The sequence below is a fragment of the Glaciecola sp. 33A genome, assembly GCF_002836745.1.
GTDB lineage: Bacteria > Pseudomonadota > Gammaproteobacteria > Enterobacterales > Alteromonadaceae > Glaciecola.
Window position 1 is genome coordinate 69,311 of sequence record NZ_PJAR01000044.1, and the last position, 20,247, is coordinate 89,557.

Below are 20,247 nucleotides of genomic sequence, written 5' to 3' on the forward strand. Positions count from 1 at the left end.
AAAATGATGGCTGAAGATGATAATGCAAAACCAGCAGTTCCAAAGTACGACGTCAATAAATTAGACGGCGTAGAAAAAGCCTCTATATTACTATTGAGCTTATCGGAAGATGATGCTGCACAAATTCTAAAATTTATGGAGCCAAAGCAAGTCCAGAAATTAGGCGCCGCTATGGCGGCAATGGATGACATGACACAAGATAAAATTACGTCAGTGCATACGCATTTCATTGACGAGATCCAAAATTATTCAACCATTGGATTCAAGAGTCAAGATTTTGTGCGTGGCGCATTAATCTCAGCATTAGGCGAAGATAAAGCGGCTCACTTGCTTGATCAGATACTCACCGGTAGCAGTGCAAAAGGCCTAGAATCACTCAAATGGATGGATTCAAAGCAAGTTGCAACGATCATTCGTAACGAACATCCACAAATTCAAACTATTGTTATGTCTTATCTCGAGCCAGAGCAGTCAGCCGAAATTTTGGCGCAATTTCCTGAAAAAGTAAGACTAGACTTATTAATGCGTGTAGCTAACCTTGAAGAGGTACAACCAGCAGCATTACAAGAACTAAACGAAATTATGGAGAAACAGTTTGCTGGTCAAGCCGGAGCGCAAGCTGCGAAGATGGGTGGACTGAAATCGGCGGCGAATATCATGAACTACCTTGATACTAATATTGAAGGCCAGTTAATGGATGCTATCCGTGAAACTGACGAAGAAATGAGTCAACAAATTCAAGATCTCATGTTCGTATTCGACAATCTTATTGATGTCGACGATAGAGGTATGCAAGCGATATTGCGTGAAACTCAGCAAGAGACGCTAATGAAAGCGATCAAAGGTGCAGATGAAGAATTGCGTAATAAAATTACGGGTAACATGTCTAAACGGGCCGCTGAAATGTTACTTGATGATATCGAAGCCATGGGGCCTGTTCGCTTAAGTGAAGTTGAAACGGCACAAAAAGAAATCCTGTCTATTGCTCGTCGTTTGGCTGATGCCGGCGAAATCAATTTAGGCGGTGGCGGCGGTGAAGAATACATCTAATGAGTATTTCTAGCAGTAAACCAAAATCACAGTCAGTCAAAGTGACATCGGTCGACTCTTTTGACGATGCCAAAACTTGGGATCTACCGAGTATTAATTCTGATGTGCAAAGTAGTGGGACCAATGCGTTTAACAAAACACGTACTTGGAAATATGAACCACCAGAGGTTGAAGAAGATTTAGTACCGCTCACCGCAGAAGTTATCGAATCCATTCGCGCTGCAGCATACGATGAAGGTTTTGCGTTGGGTAAACAAGAAGGCTACGACGCTGGTTTGGAGCAAGGAAAGCAAGAAGGCCTTGAACTGGGCACTAGCGAGGGCAAAGAACAAGGTTTAGCCGATGGCATGTTGGCGGGGCAAGAGCAAATGGACGAGTTAGCGCGCAGTTGGCAATCTATCATCGATCAAACCGCCAATCCTTTGGCTCAAGTTAGTCAAGAACTTGAAAATGAACTGGTTATCCTTGCTGTTAAATTAGCAAAAGCGGTGATCAATGTGGAAGTAACCACGCAAAATGATGTGCTTCTGAGTGCGATAAGCGAAGGTATAAAAGTGCTTCCAATACAAGAAAGTCAGTATCAATTTCAAATGAATCCGGTTGACGTTGCCATGGTTAAGGGACATTTTGGCGACCAAGTAATAGCCGAAAATAACTGGAGACTAATTGAAAATCCTGCCATTGAACGCGGTGGTTGTGAACTCAGTACACAAAGCAATGCGGTTGATATGTCAATTCAGCGCAGAACTGCCGATGTATTTACCCAATTTTTAAATGCCCAAGGATTACAATATGACCCTCGCAATAGCTGATAAAATTAAGCAATTGCAGGCGCAGATCCCTAAAGCACCGGCGATCTCTTCAGGCAAGCTTATTAGAGGTGTTGGTTTAACCCTTGAGGCTGTTGGTTGCCAAGTGCCCGTTGGCGGACGTTGTTTAGTACAAACAAGTCACGGACAAATTGAAGCTGAAGTAGTCGGTTTCTCGGGTGATGTTACCTATTTGATGCCCACTCAATCGGTCAAAGGAATTGTCCCTGGGTCGCGTGTGCAGCCTTTGTCACATGAAAATGGACTGGCGGTTGGCGATGAGTTATTAGGTCGCGTTATTGATGCAAATGGCGAACCTCTGGATGGTAAAGGCCCGATAAAATGTAAACAAAAAGCATCGTTGACACCACCGCCAATAAATCCATTAACACGAAAACCAGTTAATCAACCACTTGATGTTGGCGTTAGAGCTATCAATACTGTATTAACGGTGGGCAAAGGTCAGCGTATGGGTCTGTTTGCTGGCAGTGGCGTGGGTAAAAGTGTCTTAATGGGTATGATGACACGAGGCACAACAGCGGATGTTGTTGTGGTTGGCCTTATTGGCGAACGTGGCCGCGAAGTAAAAGAATTTATTCAAGATATTTTGACTGCAGAAGAACGAGAAAAAGCGGTTGTCGTTGCTGCGCCAGCCGACACCTCACCTCTAATGCGTCTTAAAGGATGCGAGGCTGCAGTGACCATTGCAGAATACTTTAGAGACCAAGGGAAGGATGTGTTGTTATTAGTTGATTCACTTACAAGATACGCAATGGCACAACGTGAAATAGCCCTAGCAATAGGCGAACCGCCAGCAACTAAAGGCTACCCGCCTTCGGTTTTTGCAAAATTACCAGCATTGGTGGAGCGAGCTGGAAACGGCACTGAACAACAAGGCTCTATTACTGCGTTTTATACTGTATTGACCGAAGGAGATGACTTGCAAGATCCGATCGCAGATTCAGCACGTGCAATCTTAGATGGTCATATTGTACTGTCGCGTCGGTTAGCTGAATCGGGGCATTATCCTGCTATTGATATTGAAGCATCGATTAGCCGTGTTATGCCTCAAGTTGTGAATGAAGAACATGTACTTCAAGCGCGCAATATTAAGCAAGTTTATTCAACCTATCAACAGAATAAAGATCTAATTAGTATTGGCGCATACGCGCGAGGCAGCGACAACAGAATTGATTTATCGATAGCTGCTGAGCCCGCGATTAACGCATTTTTACAACAAAAAACGAGCCAAGTTATCTCGTTCGAACAGTGTGTTGAGTCAATGGGCACATTAAGTGGTGGTTTAAATGCAGCTTCAGCACATGGGCAGAACGCCCAACAACCGCGGTAATGTATAGAATTGATGAACGATCATAATGAGTAATCTTAACCAATTACACATGGTTTCTGAGCTTGAAACCAAGAAAGAACAAAAATTGGCGCAAAACTACCAGTTTGCTGCAAAGAATCTACAAGATAATCAGCAAAAATTGACTGGGCTTGAGCAATATCGCCTTGAGTACTTGCAACTCATTCAGCGAAAAGGACAACTTGGCGTTGAAGCTAAAAAACTGCATCAGCACCAATCTTTTGTCGCAAAGCTCGATCGAGCCTGTGAACAACAAATCCAATTTGTAAGCCAAGCTGTTTTGGTTGCGGACCAACGCAAACGGCAGTGGCTTGAGCAACAAAAGCGTCGTAAAGCGATTGAAATGTTGATTGCTTCCAAAACAAAACAAGCAATTGCGGTCGAAGCACGCAAAGAACAACAGTTGTTTGACGAAATTGCGATTCAAAAATATGTCCGTCGTCCACCCGTTTTACGCTAGTTGGTACAACCTTTGCAAAACATCCTATAACCACTTATTTTAATAATCTCAAGCTATTGTAATTGTTGATTAAATCTAAATAAGTTCGAATAAAACGGTCAGGATGAAATTAGTATTATGCAACAATTTGCCACTACTCAAACAAGTATTGCCGCTAACAAACTGCCATTTGAAGATGTAAAACTGTCTTCATCGGTGCCCCATGATACAAGTAGTTCATCATTAAACGGCAGCGCTCAAAAGAGCGCCTTTGAAGAAGCGCTAGCGAGACAGGAAAAATCGAGTAGTCCTAGCGCACAAAACGGTCGTAATGACAAAGAAAATGCAGCTCAGCGAGTAGCAGACGAAGCCAAAAACAATCAAGCCAAAGAGGCTAGGCAAGATAGCGTAGCGACGCCAAGAGAACAAAGCCGCGCAAATCAACAGAATAGAGATGTGACAGAAACGCAGGCTGAAACGGATGATCGTAAGCAAAGTGAGTATGCTCAGCAAAATAAAAAAATGACGAATGCAAAGCTGACTAACGATAAAGTGCAAGCGCCACAGCAACAAGTTGATAGCCCTACACTTAGGGATAACAGTGAAATTGCCGTAAAGCCGATATCGAATGAAAAAATAACGGCTGAAAATATTACTGATGACTTCGACTGGGTTGCGTTCGTAAATCAAGTTAAGGATTTATCTGCTTCATCCGACTCTATTCCCAATGATTTATATGTTGAAGATAAATCCTCAGCACTCGACATTTTTGCACAAACCATGGCTTCATTAAATTCAGACAATAACGTCGTTGTTAATACTAAACCAGTTGATGCAGATATTTTAAATGCAGGAGCTGGTCCTGAGTTCTTAGAAATCAGTTTGACGCAAGAAGAACGCGCTACATTAATCAATGCAGCGGGTGGTGACCCTGAAGCTCCGGATACAGCAAATGATGCTGACTTGTTAAAGGATTTATTACAAACGGCAACGCTCGATACACCTGACCAGCAAAAAGTACCGATGCCACCTGAAGCAGTTATCAATGAGCTAGATGTAACGATAAAATCCGAGCTCAAGTTCGAACAAGCTCAAAAGCCAATTGATAACGTTATATTGACACCGACTGATACAAAAGCAGAAATAGCTGAAGCTGATCTAACAACAGAAAAAGTTGATGAGTATTTAGTACCAAAACCACTGGGATCCACTGATAGTAAAACAGCTATCTTGGCTGATGTCGACGCTGAAGTTGTTAATGCAACAGTAACTCAAGCGGCGAAGCCGTTGATCGATAATAGCAACAAACCTGATGCATCATCTTTGTTTTTGCCAGTCGATAAAGCATCAACTAAACAGCAAGCGCAGTTATTAGCAAAATTAACCCCTGATGCACAAAGCAGCGCGATTGACAATATTGCCACGCGAGTCGAATCAGTGATCTCGGCGTTAAACACAGAGGGTAAATCAACTGAATTTATTGCGGCGTTGCAGTCGGGCGTCAAAGAAATGAAAGAGCAGTTAAAGCAAGGCAGAGAACCTGGTATTGATTTAAAAAGTTTAGTCACAGATGCGCTTGCTGCAGTCGACGTAAAAGTGAGCGGCAATACTGAAGTTGCATTAGATAAACAGCTCAATCAAGTCACCCATATTTTGGCAGCAGCTGCGTCGTTAAATCAAAGTAATCAACAGCAAAATTATTTGAATACTGGGGTGAGCGAAGTACAGGGCATAAAAGAAATCGCGCAACAACAAATAGAAAGTACCCGACTTGTGCAGCAAACCACGACTAACGATAAAGGGATCAATATGTTTAAGCCTGAAGGCCAGCAACAGTTGACCGAAAAAGTACGCTGGATGGTTAATAGTCGAAATATAAGCGCTGAAATTAGGTTAGATCCGCCTGATTTAGGCGGCATGAATATCAAAGTTAATCTGTCAGGAGATTCGGCCTCAGTCAGTTTTGTTGTGCAGTCGCAACATGCTCGTGATGCACTTGACCAAGCAGTGCCTAGATTACGAGAAATGCTCGAAGAAAATGGTATTGAGTTGGGTCAGTCATCGGTTCAGCAAGAAAGTCCAGGTACTGATGGGCAAGCTGAGGAAGGTAGTTTAGCAAATAATTCGGACGGCTCGGACAATTTGGCACAACAATCGCAAGATGAAATTCAAGACACAAATAAAGATGGTTTTGCCGATGATAACGGCGCTATTGAACAACGTATTAGTGGCGGCAGAATAGGCGGTATTGATTATTACGCATAAAAATAGCGACAAATAGCATGAAAATGGCGTAAAAGAGATATAAAAGAGGCGTATGATGCGAATGGGTCTTATTGACTACTCATTGTCACAATTCTGACAACAGCGTCAGTAACTTGTTAAACAGTCTGATTTACGCATAAGTATGAATATAAGAGAGTAATGGCATGGCGGATAAAGAGTTAGAAATTGAAGAAGGTAGTAAAAAGAAAAGCAAATTAATGCTGATTACTATTATTATCGTTGTTGTCTTACTTGGCGGCGGTGCGGGTGCTTATTTCTTTTTATTTACCGGAGATGATAGCAACGCAACTGAGAACGACGGTGGTGCTGCAGATGCCGTCATTGAGAATGTTGCTGCACCGTCAGGTGAAGCCCTATATGTTGCCATGCCCAGACCTTTTACTTTCAATGCACCGGGCGTGGCTCGCGAGCGCATTGTGCAAATTGAAGTGCAACTCATGGTCAGAGGCGCAGCGAATGAAGACTTAGCAAAACGTCATATTCCAATGATTGAAGGCTCTCTGTTGCAAGTATTTAGTGCATCTAATGCTGATGATCTGGTTACTGATGTTGGTAAAATTGAGTTGAAAGAACGTGCTACCGCGCAAGTTCGCCAAGTGATGACAGAGTTAGAAAGTTCGCCTGTTGTTGAGCAAGTTCTATTTACAGGTTTTGTTATTCAGTAGACGCAAACTAACCTGCAAAAACTGTTTTAGTAATGCGGTAACTGCATCACTAAGTGTGAGCGCTGTGTCTACGGTTAGTTAATTAAGTTACTTGTTGTTGAGTAACCCCAAACGAGAATTAATGTGAGCGACTTATTATCACAAGACGAAATTGACGCGCTACTCCACGGCGTTGACGATGTTGAAGAAGAAGAAATCGAGGAAGTCGAAGATGATGGTTCGGCTATGGAGTACGATTTTTCCTCTCAAGACCGCATTGTTCGTGGACGGATGCCAACACTGGAAATCGTGAATGAACGTTTTGCACGGCACATGCGCGTGAGTTTATTTAATATGATGCGCCGTTCTGCGGAAGTGTCTATTAATGGCATCCAAATGATTAAGTTTGGTGAGTATATTCACACTTTATTTGTTCCCACTAGTTTGAATATGGTGCGTTTTCGTCCACTCAAGGGAACGGGCTTAATTACAATGGAAGCGCGACTAGTTTTCATTATGGTTGACAACTTCTTTGGTGGAGACGGTCGTTATCATGCAAAAATTGAAGGCAGAGAATTTACGCCAACTGAGCGACGTATTATTCAGATGCTACTTAAACTTATTTTTGAAGATTACAAAGAGGCCTGGGGACCCGTCATGGATGTGTCGTTTGAGTATCTAGATTCAGAAGTAAACCCAGCGATGGCGAATATTGTGAGTCCAACTGAGGTTGTGGTGATTAGCTCGTTCCACATCGAGCTTGATGGCGGTGGCGGTGACTTCCACATTTCATTGCCATATTCAATGCTTGAGCCTATTCGTGAATTGCTAGATGCAGGCGTTCAAAACGACAAAGAAGACACCGATTTCAGATGGAGTAAAGCGCTACGTGATGAGATTATGGATGTTCAGGTAGGTTTAACAACCCATTTACTTGATATGACTCTGACACTAGAGCGCATCATGAATTTTGAAAAAGGTGACATTATTCCAATTGAGATGCCTGAGACAGTGACTGTGTTAATTGAAGATTTACCCACGTTCAGGGCTAAATTGGGTAAGTCTCGAGAAAATATTGCATTAAAAATTACAGAAAAAATTCCAAGGCCAACGTCGGTGAAATCTGAACTCCAGCTATTGACTCGAAATGGCAAAGTCATAGACAACGACGCTGAATTACAAGTGTTAGAAGACGATTTATAAAAGATAGGAAAATATTATGAGTGAAGATGGCGAAGGCTTAGATGATTGGGAAGCAGCGATGGCTGAGCAAGCAGAGGCAGAAGCAGGCGAAGGTGAGGGCGGTGGTCCGCAAGATGACATCGATGCCATTATGAATGAACAATCTGCGGGTGGCGGCGCTAAGCCGGCAGAATTTGACGAGTTGAAAGAAGATGCACCTATTACAGTTGCAGAAAAGAAAAAACTCGACACCATATTAGATATCCCTGTCACCATTTCAATGGAAGTTGGGCGCAGTATAATAAGTATCCGAAATTTACTGCAATTGAACCAAGGTTCAGTGGTCGAATTGGACCGAGTTGCAGGCGAACCTCTAGATGTTTTAGTAAATGGCACGTTGATTGCTCATGGAGAAGTAGTAGTCATCAACGATAAATTTGGGATTCGGTTAACGGATGTTATTAGTCAAGTCGAGAGAATTAAAAAACTTAGATAGAAACCTATATAAAACAGGTGCTTATACTCTTTTATTGTTTTTATTTAGCAGCGTGGTCAACGCGGAGGCTTCGGCCTCCAGCCCTCAAACACTACAAAACCCCTCATCTATACTGTCAATTTTTCTTAGCCTTTTACTGGTAGTCGCCATTATTTTTGCGCTCGCATTCATTGCGCGTCGATTTAATGTCACTCAAGCAGGAAATGGTCAATTAAAAGTGATTGCGTCGATGGCCGCGGGTGCCAAAGAAAAAATCATGGTCGTCGATGTCGGCGGCGAACAATTCTTAATTGGCGTTACAGCGCACAATATTAATCAATTGGGCAAGCTAGATAATCCAATTGCAACGTCAAGCACCAGCAAAAACAACGGACAACCAGCTAGTTTGGCATTCAAAGATAAGTTGGTAAAAGCGATGGCTGAAACAATGGTCGGCGTAAAAAAGGAAAAGGCGCATGATTAATAATATGTTTTCTTTATCGTTTATCGCCAAACTTGCTCTGTTGATAACACTCAGTATTATTTTTGCCGGCAGTGCTATGGCTGAGCAGGGTATTCAAGCGATTACAGTAACCACAACAGATGCGGGTAATCAAGAATATTCGATGACGTTACAAGCATTATTCATCATGACCGCATTGAGTTTAATTCCAGCCTTTATCATGATGATGACGTCTTTTACGCGCATTATTGTTGTACTGTCAATTTTACGTCAAGCCATTGGGCTTCAACAATCACCGTCAAATCAAATTTTGATTGGTGTCAGTTTGTTTTTATCAATGTTTATCATGGCGCCAGTATTTGACGAGATCAATGTAAAAGCATTGGAGCCTTATTTAAGCGAGGAATTGACGTCAAAAGAAGCGTTTAATATTGCAAAGGAACCGATGCGTGCTTTTATGTTGTCACAAACGAGGGTAAAAGACTTAGAGACATTCGTGCAAATCGGCGGTTACGAAGGCTTGTATGACGATCCTGCTGATGTTCCGTTGACGGTTTTAATTCCCGCATTTGTTACCAGTGAGCTAAAAACCGCATTCCAAATTGGCTTTATGTTATTTATTCCCTTTTTGATCCTTGATTTGGTGGTGGCATCAATATTGATGGCCATGGGTATGATGATGTTATCGCCCATGATTGTGTCGTTGCCATTTAAGTTAATGCTATTTGTTTTGGTTGACGGTTGGAATCTGATATTTGGCACCTTAGCCACTAGTTTCGGCATGGGAGTTTGACCTAATGAGTCCTGAGGTTTTTGTCGAAATTTTACGTGAAGCTATGCTAGTTGTCATTCTTCTGGTAACAGCAGTTATTGTGCCCGGTTTGATCGTTGGTTTGGTCGTCGCTGTTTTCCAAGCAGCGACTTCCATCAACGAACAAACCATGAGTTTTCTTCCGCGCTTGGTGGTGACCTTATTGGCGGTTAGTTGGCTTGGCAGTTGGTTGGTGCAAATGATGATGGATTTCTTCTTTGAGATGGTTTATCGCATTCCGATGGCAGTAGGTTAGATAGATGGAAATACTAGAGTCAACAATTACTAATTTTCTGGCAGACTACCTGTTGCCATTTATGCGCATATCGGGTTTGTTCTCTGCAATGGTAGGAATAAGTGCGAAAACAATACCTACGCCAATCAGAACACTATTAGCAGTGTTGTTGACCTTCATGATTGTGCCTAATATCCCGCCTGTTCCTGTTGATGATTTGGTAAATTTAAGGACTTTTTTGTTGGGTATTAAGCAATTAATTATTGGTATTGTGATTGGCTTTATTTCTATGATGGTGTTGAATACGTTTGTTCTAGCAGGCCAAATTATTGCGATGCAAACCGGTTTAGGTTTCGCTTCGATTGTCGATCCAATCAATGGTATTAGCGTGCCAGCAGTCGGTCAATTTTATCTTATTTTGGCGACACTTTTATTTTGGACTTTCGATGGTCATTTAGCCATGATCCAGATGATTGTGATGAGCTTTAAGGCCTTTCCTATTGACTCACCTTGGTGGACAGGAGAACAGTTTCGTTTAGTTGCACACTGGGCTGGGTGGATGTTTATTTCCGCAGTTACCATGTCGCTAGCACCTATTGTTTCACTTTTAATTGTAAACTTAGCATTTGGTGTTATGACCAAAGCGGCACCACAGCTAAATATATTTAGTTTGGGTTTTTCAATCGCGCAAATTACCGGATTGGTTATTATTTACATTACCTTGAGTAACCAAGTTTATCACTTTGAGCAACAATGGCAGCGAGCGCAAGAATTTATGTGCAAGCTATTGTTGACCTGTTAACGCTATTTAGGATGATAAGAAATGGCTGATGACTCGTACGAAAAGACCGAGGAACCCACACCCAAAAAACTCGAAGATGCCAGAGAAAAAGGGCAAGTTGCTCGGTCCAAGGAATTGTCCACCGCCTTGGTCTTAATTTCCAGTGCAATCGCTTTCTTTTTCGTTGGAAGTTATATCGCAAAAGCCATGTTCGACGTTATGCAACGCTCTTTCACGCTCTCGCGTGATGAAACGTATGACACAGTGCACATGTTTCAAATATTAGAGATGTCAGTATCAGAATCCAGTTTGCCAGTGTTGATGTTTATGATTATTTCTATGATAGGCGGTATTTATGGAAGTATAGCCCTAGGAGGATACAACTTTTCATGGAAATCTGCAGGGCCTAAAGCTAATCGATTGAGCCCCTTAGAGGGCTTCAAGAGAATGTTCGGCGTCAATGCCTTGGTCGAATTAATTAAAGGTGTTGCGAAAGTCGTGGTAATTGGGTTTATGGCGTATATGGCCCTATATATTTTTAGAGATGAAGCCCTACATCTCGACATGGAACTGTATCCGTTAAACTTATTCCACGCTCTGAATATGATTGAATGGGCTTTTTTACTGTTATGTTGCGGTATGATCCCCATCGCCTTAATTGATGTTCCATATCAGAGCTTCAAGCATAATAAAGAAATGAAAATGACGTTGCAGGAAGTCAAGGACGAACGTAAAAATTCCGAAGGTGACCCGCAGGTCAAAGGCCGTATTCGAAGACTACAGTATCAAGCCTCAGCTAATCGTATGATGCAAGCAGTGCCAGAGGCTGATGTTATTGTTACCAACCCGACACACTTTTCGGTGGCAATAAAATACGAGCAAAATGGTGATCGTGCACCGGTGATGGTAGCAAAAGGGGCTGATGAACTTGCCATGCACATTCGTAAAATCGCAAATGCACATGATATTCCTATTATTGAATCTCCTATGTTGGCGCGTGCTATTTTCTACAGTACTGAACCCGATAATGAAATTCCGGCGAAACTGTTTATGGCAGTGGCTCAAGTGCTTGCTTATGTGTATCAAATGAAAGCATATAGAAAAGGCAAAGCAACGCGACCGAAGGCGCTGAAGAAGAACCTACCGATACCGCCAGAATTGCGTCGTTAACAAATGGGCTTGATGCGGATATTGTGTGTTTTTATTTTTTTAAGCTGTTTTCTCAAGCTGTTGAATCGACAACTTGCTTAAAAAATGAAAGGCAATATAATTAGCACGAGTAAATAAAAAAACTCAAGTATTGACGATTGATATGCTCAGCACGGATGCAAGCTTTCGATGTTGCTTGTTAATTATATATTTAATTTTGAAACTGAATTAGGTATGCATTTGATATTATTAATCACAAAGAGTTTGCGTTGTTGCCTTCTAGGTATGGTGTTTTTTGGAATTATTTCTAGCTTTTCAGCTGAGGGTAGTGAGCCAGCAAAATTTCACTTGCCTACAATCAAGAAGTACAGCGTTATTGACGGTCTCTCTCAGACTACCGTCTATGACATAGCGCAAGACAATAATGGCTATATCTGGCTGGCAACGCAATCAGGCATCGATAAGTTTGACGGTTACACGTTTACCCATTTTGGACCCAGTAGAGACCTACAAAAGGGACTCTCCAGTTCACTTGTTCATTCCCTTGAAATACAACCGAACACTGGCGATCTTTGGATAGGCACAATTAATGGCCTCGATGTTTTGCGTGCAAGCGATAAAATTTTTGAAAGTATCGAACTGCGTAATCATCAAGGAGAATTGGATAAAGACATACGAACTATCTTGGTTGACCAACAAGATAACGTGTTTGTTGGTACTGTAAAAGCATTGTACTTGCAAAAAAGTGGCCAAGCTGGCTTTGTACCCATTTCAATGCCACATCAATCAAATACTATCCATGACATTATTTCCCAGAAGAATCAAAGGTTATTAGTCGCCACTAGTAACGGCATCTTAAGCTACGATATACAAACGGGACTTTGGCGAGATGAGTTGCTACCCCGCATTGAAGCCACCGCGATTAAAATCGATAGCGCTGGATATTTGTGGGTAGGGACGGCTGGTCAGGGCGTTTTTCGGGCTGAGACTCGCGGCAACAGTTTTTTGAATGTTACTAATATAGCGGCAAAAGATGGCTTGTCTGATAATGTTGTTAATGACATTGAGCAAATGGCAGATGGTTCAGTCTGGGTTGCAACAACCAACGGAGCGTCAATATTCTCCGATCCCAATGAGCTAATCTTTACGAATATATCAACTTCGTCAAGCCCCCAAAACTCAACAATTTCAGACGCCATAATTACCTTGTTCAACACTGCATCTGGCTTGATATTATTTGGCACCAGTGCGCAAGGGTTTGGGGTTCTCGATACTAATTCTACTATGTTTACAAATCTCGGGTTGGAGCAAGGACAGTTTTACTATTTCGTTGCTAAACAAGCAGATGATACCTTGTGGTTATCAACCAAATCGGGTGTGTTAAAGTTGAATACGGATTATTCTGTTGAAGGTCCTTGGAAATATGAAAAAGACAGTCAGTCTGCGACCAAAATGCGCTCGCTGGTTTTTGATGAAAAAAATCAAAATTTGTGGGTAGCATCAAAGCTAGGACTTGGGAAAATAGCGCCTGAAAGTAAAGTCATTGAGGACGTTGCCTTACGCGACACTGCCATTTACTCAATTACAATCGGGCCGAATGGAAATCTTTGGCTCGGGTCCGAATTTCAGGGCTTGCTGGTATTGGACGTCGACACTCACAAAATAATACAAAACTATGACATGCCGATGGTCACTTATATTTTACCAATTTCGACGGATGAACTCTGGGCTGCCACTATCGATGGTCTTTTTCTGATCAATCCTGAGACTAATGAAGTCAGCAAATTTGTTAACCAAGCTGATAATCAAGACAGCCTTGTGCACAACGTCATTACTTGGATTTCAAAGCGTGATGAAACCAGCTTTTATGTGGGTACCCTAGGGCATGGTTTGTCGCTGTTGGAGTTAGGTGTCGGTAATGCTGAGCCAAAATTTACGCGCTTATTTTCGAATGAAAGACTATCTAATTCATCTATAGGAAGTGTGGTAAACGACAATCTGGGTTACCTTTGGATAGCAACAGAGAAATACATTTTTAGGGCTAATATTGAGTCTGGTAATGTTGATATGTTTGATGAGAACGAAGGGGTCAACTCCACTGGATATTACATTGGTGCTACTGCGACAAAAGACGATGGAACTATCGTATTTGTCGGTGATGAGGGCGTGACATACTTTCAGCCTAAAGATATTAAAAAACCAGATACCATGCCTGCTCTTCAATTTACTAGCGTTTCCATTTTAAATGGAAGAGACAGCCATAGTATTGAAGAAAAGTATGGCCAATTTATAAGTCTAGCCGATTCGGTTATTAAGGTGGTTTTGTCACCCGATGATATTTTACTGAAAATTGAATTTGCAGCGCTTGAGTTTGCTAGCCCTCAAAGCATCGAATATGCCTATCGACTCATTGGTTTTGATGATCGTTGGCAATATTTAGATAGCAAAAATAGAGCGGTGACTTACACTAACTTAGACTCAGGTAGCTATATATTAGAGGTTAAATCCACTAACCGTTATGGCTTATGGAATGACAAACTGCAACGCATGCCCATTTTAGTGACACCACCCTGGTGGCAAACCATATGGGCGATCATTGTCTTTGGTATTATCGCGCTACTAACTGTTTTTACGGTATTCAGATGGCGTACCTATGCATTGCATAAACGCTCGGTGATGCTGTATCAAAACGTACAAGAAAAAACCCTTGAATTGCAGCTTGCTAATGAGCAACTAAGATTGCTGACTACGTTGGACCCTCTCACTCAAGTGTATAATCGTCGCGGTTTTACAGATGCGGTTGGGAAAGAATTCTCAAAGTATAAGAGAAGCAATGAATTGTTTTCCATCATTTTGATAGATATTGATTTTTTCAAACGGATTAATGATGAGCATGGCCATGAAGCCGGTGATCAGGTTCTGATCAAATTTGCTAATATCCTGTCACAATGTACTCGAGATTACGATATTTTGGCGCGTTGGGGTGGCGAAGAGTTCATTGTGTTGCTACCCAATACTCAACTTAAAGATGCGATTAATATTGCGAACAAGTATCGCGATATCATTCGCAAGGAAAAATTCATGGTGGCTAACACGTCAATTAGAGTGTTACTGACCGCGGGTGTGGCAAATATTCAAGACTATGCATCTATTGATGAGTGCATAAAGCGTGCGGATAATCTTTTATACGAGGGTAAAAACTTAGGTAGAGACCAAGTACTGCCGATGCTTTAATTTTTTTCACGCATCTGAGCGAATTGGCACAATAGTTGTATCGCATCCAGTATTATTACCTAGCTGTCAAAAGTCTGTTCTATGCAATTAACGTCCGCTTTCCAAAGTATAGATAAATCAAAATTAAAGAATATAGCGGGTGGCATGGGTGCCCCCATTGTAGTTTTAGCTATTATGGGCATGGTTATCCTGCCCATGCCGCCAATGTTATTGGATGTGCTTTTCAGTTTTAATATTGCACTGTCACTGGTCATTATTTTGGTCTCAGTATTGACTAAACGGCCCATCGATTTTGGCATATTTCCATTAGTTCTGTTAATTGCTACCGTTTTGCGTTTAGCGCTCAACGTGGCCTCTACGCGAATTGTACTATTGAATGGACATGAAGGCGGAGACGCCGCAGGTAAAGTAATACAGTCGTTTGGTGAAGTTGTTATTGGTGGTAATTACGTTGTCGGTGTTGTGGTATTTGCAATCTTGCTTATCATCAACTTCAAAGTGGTTACAGCAGGTGCTGGTCGCATTTCTGAAGTAAGTGCCAGATTTACGTTGGACGCAATGCCCGGCAAGCAAATGGCGATTGATGCTGATTTGAATGCGGGCTACATCGACTCAGATCAAGCGCGAACGCGCAGAGAAGAAATCACCGCTGAAGCTGATTTTTATGGGTCGATGGACGGCGCATCAAAATTTGTAAAAGGGGACGCGATTGCGGGCCTTTTCATTATGCTAATCAATATTGTTGGTGGTCTGTTTGTTGGCATGTATCAACATGATTTAGATTTTTCTACTGCGATGGAGGTGTATACCATTCTTACCATTGGTGACGGTTTGGTGGCGCAAATCCCATCACTACTGCTTTCTGTCGCTACAGCAATTATCGTTACTCGGGAAAATGATTCGCAAGAAATGGGTCATGAAATTCGAGAACAATTAGCCAACCGCAAAGCACTTTATATTACCTCAGGAATATTATTTATAATGGGTGTTGTGCCAGGAATGCCACACGTGGCCTTCCTTGGTTTTTCTGCTGCTGTTTTCGCATATGCTTTTTTCAGAGACAAAATGAAAGCCAAGGAAGCGCAAGAAAAATCACTGGTGGAAGCAATGCCAGATACGAACAAAGGACCAAGTGAAATGAAAGAACTCGGTTGGGACGATGTTCAACATGTCGACACTATTGGTTTAGAAGTTGGCTACCGTCTCATTCCACTGGTGGATAAGTCACAGGGTGGTGAACTATTGACGCGAATTAAAGGTGTGCGTAAAAAACTGTCGCAAGAACTTGGTTTTCTTATTCCCCCGGTACATATTCGCGACAATTTAGACTTTTCACCCAATGCGTACTCTATCTCAATGATGGGGGTTTCAATCGGTGATGCTGAGATTAGTCACGACAACGAACTTGCGATCAATCCGGGCCAAGTATTCGGCGAGCTTTCAGGCACTAAGACAAAGGATCCTGCTTTTGGGCTTGATGCGATTTGGATTAAAGCGAATCAACGCGAACATGCGCAAACGTTGGGTTATACGGTTGTTGATTCAGCTACTGTTGTGGCGACACACTTGAGTCAGTTACTGACAACCAATGCTTATCAATTATTGGGACATGAAGAAGTGCAGCAGCTTCTCGATATGCTTGAGAAGACTAATCCGAAGTTAGTTGAAGGACTAGTACCTGATATTTTGTCACTAAGCACCATGGTTAAAGTATTACAAACCTTATTGTATGAAGGTGTGCCAATTAGAGATATGCGGACTATTTGTCAAACACTCTGTGAGTATGGACCTAAGAGTCAAGACCCTGACGTACTAGTGTCTGCATTGCGTATTGCGTTGAAGCGTTTGATTGTGCAAGACATTACGTCAGGCGGTGATGAAATACCCGTTATTACATTAGCTCCAGACTTGGAACAAATGTTGCATAAGTCATTACAAGCAGGTGGTGAAGACGGCGCTGGAATAGAGCCTGGCCTTGCAGAAAAGATCCAGCAATCATTAACTGAAGCAAGTCAGCAGCAGGAACTCGCTGGCGAACCATCAGTGTTATTAACATCAGGGATGCTACGTCCGGTGTTATCAAGATTCTTAAAACACGCTGTTGTAGGTTTACATGTCTTGTCTTATCAAGAGATACCAGACGACAAACAAATAAAAATAGTGTCATCAGTCGGTCAATAAACTGACGCATTACATACACTAACGAGGGCATCATGAAAATTAGACGTTTTTTTGGCAAAGATATGCGTGAAGCGCTCAAGCAAGTGAAAGACGAGCTTGGCGGTGATGCAGTTATTATGTCTAATAAAAAAGTAGCAGATGGCGTCGAGCTAGTTGCAGCTGTTGATAAAGAGACTGAGATGACAAAACCAGCACCGACCATAAGCTTGGGTAGAAAGGCAAAAAGTACGCCCACGTTAAGTGAAATAATCGGTGATGATGGACCCGATAGTCTCAAAGCACTGTTGGAAAAACAGCATGCGGGTAAACTTGGTGAAGAAGGGAGTGTTGGTTTTACCAGCGTACAACATGCAAATGCGAATGCAGCGCATACGCAACAACAAAACAGTGGTTCGGGTCACTCTGCACCAGCGCCAAGTCAACATCATCCTCGTGTTAGTAAGGCATACGCTGATTCACAGCAGGCAGAAAAGCGTCTTCATGAAGCTGAGCTAACCCACCAATATGTGAGAACGCCAGTGCATAAACAGGGTGACGACTTTCCAATTAATCAAGACTTTTCTGATAGTCAAGCATCTGATTTATTCAGCCAAGAGAATAAGTTACCCGCCAGTGACGGGCTTGAATTAATTAAATCAGAACTTGCCTCCATTCGTAATGTTTTACAATATCAAGTCAATGGCTTGAGTGACGAAAAAAATAAACGTAAAAACCCAACGCATTATTTTCTAGGTAATAAATTGTTAGGTATGGGCATTAGTGAAAAGCTTTGTGCACAACTAATAAGCTTTCTTCCACCCCAAGCTTCTGAGACAGAAGGCTGGGATTATTTACTTAATCTTATCTCAAACCGGCTGCATATAGGTGGTAATGATATACTACAGCAATCGGGTATTGTTGCATTAGTTGGCGCAACAGGCACAGGTAAAACCACAACAGTGGCTAAACTAGCGGCTAAATATGCGCAAAAATTTGGTGCAAATGAAGTTGCTATGATCACCGTTGATACATATCGAATCGCGGCTTTTGAGCAATTGGCGACATATGGGAAAATTATTGGCTGTACTGTGAAAAAAGCACAGACTTCTGAAGAGTTAGCCCATATACTTTACCAATTAAGACATAAAAAATTAGTCTTGATTGATACTGCTGGTTTCAGTCAGCGTGATGCTCGTTTAGTGACGCAGCTTAACGACTACGAGAAAGAAACAACGGCTAATATTAAAAAATATTTAGTGTTACCAGCAGGTGCGCAGTATCAAGTGTTACATCAAACCATACAAGCGTATAAGAATATAAACCTAACAGGTTGTATTTTTAGTAAATTAGATGAGTGTTATAGTCTTGGCGAAGCGCTTAGCGTAGTAATTGAAAACGACCTGAGACTAAGCTACGTAACGGATGGACAGAGAGTGCCAGAAGATATAAAACTTGCAGATGCAAAAAATTTAATAATGGTCGCGTCAAAACTTTATAAAAAGTATGCTTTGGCGCATACTAATGCGTCAAGTTTTGACGCGGGTGTCAGAGCCGTATGATAGAAGATCAAGCGAGTAGCTTAAGAAAAATGAATCAGTCCAAATTAATTAAGGTCATGGCAGTCACTGGTGGTAAGGGTGGCGTAGGTAAAACCAATGTGTCTTTAAATCTAGCTATATCCTTGGCCAAACAAGGGAAACGTGTGTTGGTACTCGATGCCGATTTAGGCCTAGCGAATTGTGACGTTTTACTTGGATTGCGTGTAGATAAAAATTTATCACATGTGCTTCGAGGTGAATGCACCTTGGACGATATTTTAGTGACCGGTCCGCATGGGGTTAAAATTGCGCCAGCCACATCAGGTTCACAGTCAATGGCCGAACTAGGCTCAACAGAGCATGCAGGCCTAATTAGAGCCTTTAGCGAGCTGCGCACTGATATTGAAGTGCTTATTGTTGATACGGCAGCGGGTATTTCTGACATGGTCATGAGTTTTTCTCGCGCAGCGCAAGACGTGCTTGTGGTGGTGTGTGATGAACCTACATCGTTGACCGATGCTTATGCATTGATAAAAATTCTGAACCGTGAGCATGGCGTTTTTAAGTTTAAGATTATCGCTAATATGGTTCGCAGTGAAAAGGAAGGGAAAGAACTCTTTAGTAAGCTTTCCAAGGTGACAGGGCGATTTTTGGATGTTGCATTAGAGTTGGTGGGTATTATTCCATTTGACGAAAACATTCGTAAATCAGTACGCAAACAAGCTGCGATCGTTGATGCATATCCATCATCGCCTGCGGCATTGGCGATCACTAGCTTAGCTCAAAAATCCATGACATGGCCTATTCCGGAGCAACCGGGTGGACATTTGGAGTTTTTTATTGAGCAGTTAGTATCGAGAAACGAGTAGGTAACTAATTAGTGAGTAACAAAGTGGCTGTCTATCAACAACAAATTGATAAAAACCAATTGGTCGAGCGGCATGCTCCTTTGGTTAAAAGAATCGCTCACCATCTTATAGCAAGGTTGCCGGCAAGTGTCCTCGTGGACGACTTGATTCAAGCAGGGATGATTGGTTTGCTTGAAGCAGCAAAAAACTTTGATGGTTCTAAGGGCGCAAGTTTCGAGACTTTTGCTGGTATTCGCATCCGCGGTTCTATGCTTGACGAAATTCGAAAAGGTGACTGGACTCCGCGCTCAGTGCACAAGAATAGTCGCGCAATAACGCAAGCTATTTCTCAAGTAGAAAAAGCCACCGGTAGAGACGCACGCGATATAGATGTAGCTGAACGGCTACAAGTATCTGTGCAAGAGTACCACCAGATGTTAAATGAAGTGAACGCGGGTAAGCTTGTTGGAATTGAAGACCTTGGTGTCAGCGAAGATGTTCTTACAACGGACGCAACGAAAGGTGAAAACAGTCCTTTTGAAAATATGGTGCAAGGATCATTTCAGAAAGCCCTAGCACGGGCGATAACAACGTTACCAGAACGCGAGGCAATAGTGCTCTCACTCTATTATGATGAAGAACTAAATTTGCGCGAAATTGGCGAAGTGCTCGAAGTAAGTGAATCTCGAGTGAGTCAAATTCACAGTCAAGCGATGTTAAAGTTAAAGTCGAAAATGCAGTCTTGGCGAACAGCCGACTAATTTTTCTCCGTCT

General features: G+C 42.1%; 18 protein-coding genes. All 18 read left to right on the plus strand.

All coding sequences use genetic code 11. The annotated features are described in order from the left end of the window. Positions 1 to 6: 6 nt before the first annotated feature. Positions 7 to 1,050 carry a flagellar motor switch protein FliG gene (fliG, locus tag CXF81_RS16350; RefSeq protein WP_101182410.1) on the plus strand — a complete coding sequence of 348 codons (1,044 nt, stop codon included), beginning with the start codon at positions 7 to 9 and terminating at the stop codon, positions 1,048 to 1,050. Further along, complete coding sequence (fliH, locus tag CXF81_RS16355) at positions 1,050 to 1,862, plus strand: flagellar assembly protein FliH (RefSeq protein ID WP_101182411.1); 813 nt, start codon at positions 1,050 to 1,052, stop codon at positions 1,860 to 1,862. Before fliG ends, fliH begins: the two co-directional genes overlap by 1 nt. Further along, a complete protein-coding gene (gene fliI, locus CXF81_RS16360) occupies positions 1,843 to 3,210 on the plus strand; it encodes a flagellar protein export ATPase FliI (RefSeq protein WP_101182412.1) in 1,368 nt (455 codons plus the stop codon). Before fliH ends, fliI begins: the two co-directional genes overlap by 20 nt. Before the next feature lie 25 nt (positions 3,211 to 3,235). Further along, a complete protein-coding gene (gene fliJ, locus CXF81_RS16365; RefSeq protein WP_101182413.1) occupies positions 3,236 to 3,688 on the plus strand; it encodes a flagellar export protein FliJ in 453 nt (150 codons plus the stop codon). 117 nt (positions 3,689 to 3,805) lie between these two features. Further along, positions 3,806 to 5,932 carry a flagellar hook-length control protein FliK gene (locus CXF81_RS16370; protein WP_101182414.1) on the plus strand — a complete coding sequence of 709 codons (2,127 nt, stop codon included), beginning with the start codon at positions 3,806 to 3,808 and terminating at the stop codon, positions 5,930 to 5,932. A gap of 164 nt (positions 5,933 to 6,096) precedes the next feature. Next, positions 6,097 to 6,618: a flagellar basal body-associated protein FliL gene (gene fliL, locus CXF81_RS16375; protein WP_101182415.1), complete on the plus strand. Its 522-nt coding sequence runs from the start codon at positions 6,097 to 6,099 to the stop codon at positions 6,616 to 6,618. Between the two features lie 123 nt (positions 6,619 to 6,741). Beyond that, complete coding sequence (fliM, locus tag CXF81_RS16380) at positions 6,742 to 7,800, plus strand: flagellar motor switch protein FliM (RefSeq protein ID WP_101182416.1); 1,059 nt, start codon at positions 6,742 to 6,744, stop codon at positions 7,798 to 7,800. Positions 7,801 to 7,930: 130 nt separating this feature from the next. Beyond that, positions 7,931 to 8,275 carry a flagellar motor switch protein FliN gene (fliN, locus tag CXF81_RS16385; protein WP_369828734.1) on the plus strand — a complete coding sequence of 115 codons (345 nt, stop codon included), beginning with the start codon at positions 7,931 to 7,933 and terminating at the stop codon, positions 8,273 to 8,275. Next, positions 8,235 to 8,738, plus strand: a complete 504-nt coding sequence (fliO, locus tag CXF81_RS16390) for a flagellar biosynthetic protein FliO (RefSeq protein ID WP_101182418.1) — start codon at positions 8,235 to 8,237, stop codon at positions 8,736 to 8,738. Before fliN ends, fliO begins: the two co-directional genes overlap by 41 nt. 76 nt (positions 8,739 to 8,814) lie before the next feature. Then, positions 8,815 to 9,510, plus strand: coding sequence for a flagellar type III secretion system pore protein FliP (gene fliP / locus CXF81_RS16395; protein WP_101183093.1), 696 nt, complete (start codon positions 8,815 to 8,817; stop codon positions 9,508 to 9,510). 4 nt (positions 9,511 to 9,514) lie between these two features. Next, positions 9,515 to 9,784: a flagellar biosynthesis protein FliQ gene (fliQ, locus tag CXF81_RS16400; protein WP_101182419.1), complete on the plus strand. Its 270-nt coding sequence runs from the start codon at positions 9,515 to 9,517 to the stop codon at positions 9,782 to 9,784. A 4-nt stretch (positions 9,785 to 9,788) separates the two neighbouring features. After that, positions 9,789 to 10,565, plus strand: a complete 777-nt coding sequence (gene fliR, locus CXF81_RS16405) for a flagellar biosynthetic protein FliR (RefSeq protein ID WP_101182420.1) — start codon at positions 9,789 to 9,791, stop codon at positions 10,563 to 10,565. Positions 10,566 to 10,586: 21 nt separating this feature from the next. Continuing rightward, positions 10,587 to 11,714, plus strand: coding sequence for a flagellar biosynthesis protein FlhB (gene flhB, locus CXF81_RS16410; RefSeq protein ID WP_101182421.1), 1,128 nt, complete (start codon positions 10,587 to 10,589; stop codon positions 11,712 to 11,714). Between the two features lie 213 nt (positions 11,715 to 11,927). Continuing rightward, the gene (locus tag CXF81_RS16415; protein ID WP_232771974.1) at positions 11,928 to 14,927 is read left to right on the plus strand and encodes a diguanylate cyclase; all 3,000 of its coding nucleotides are present in this window, start codon (positions 11,928 to 11,930) and stop codon (positions 14,925 to 14,927) included. An 81-nt stretch (positions 14,928 to 15,008) separates the two neighbouring features. Beyond that, positions 15,009 to 17,108, plus strand: a complete 2,100-nt coding sequence (flhA, locus tag CXF81_RS16420; RefSeq protein ID WP_101182422.1) for a flagellar biosynthesis protein FlhA — start codon at positions 15,009 to 15,011, stop codon at positions 17,106 to 17,108. Between the two features lie 32 nt (positions 17,109 to 17,140). Further along, a complete protein-coding gene (gene flhF, locus CXF81_RS16425; RefSeq protein WP_101182423.1) occupies positions 17,141 to 18,646 on the plus strand; it encodes a flagellar biosynthesis protein FlhF in 1,506 nt (501 codons plus the stop codon). After that, positions 18,643 to 19,494, plus strand: coding sequence for a MinD/ParA family protein (locus tag CXF81_RS16430; protein WP_006008420.1), 852 nt, complete (start codon positions 18,643 to 18,645; stop codon positions 19,492 to 19,494). The genes flhF and CXF81_RS16430 overlap by 4 nt, the downstream gene beginning before the upstream one ends. Before the next feature lie 11 nt (positions 19,495 to 19,505). After that, complete coding sequence (locus CXF81_RS16435; RefSeq protein WP_006008418.1) at positions 19,506 to 20,234, plus strand: RNA polymerase sigma factor FliA; 729 nt, start codon at positions 19,506 to 19,508, stop codon at positions 20,232 to 20,234. Positions 20,235 to 20,247: the final 13 nt, after the last annotated feature.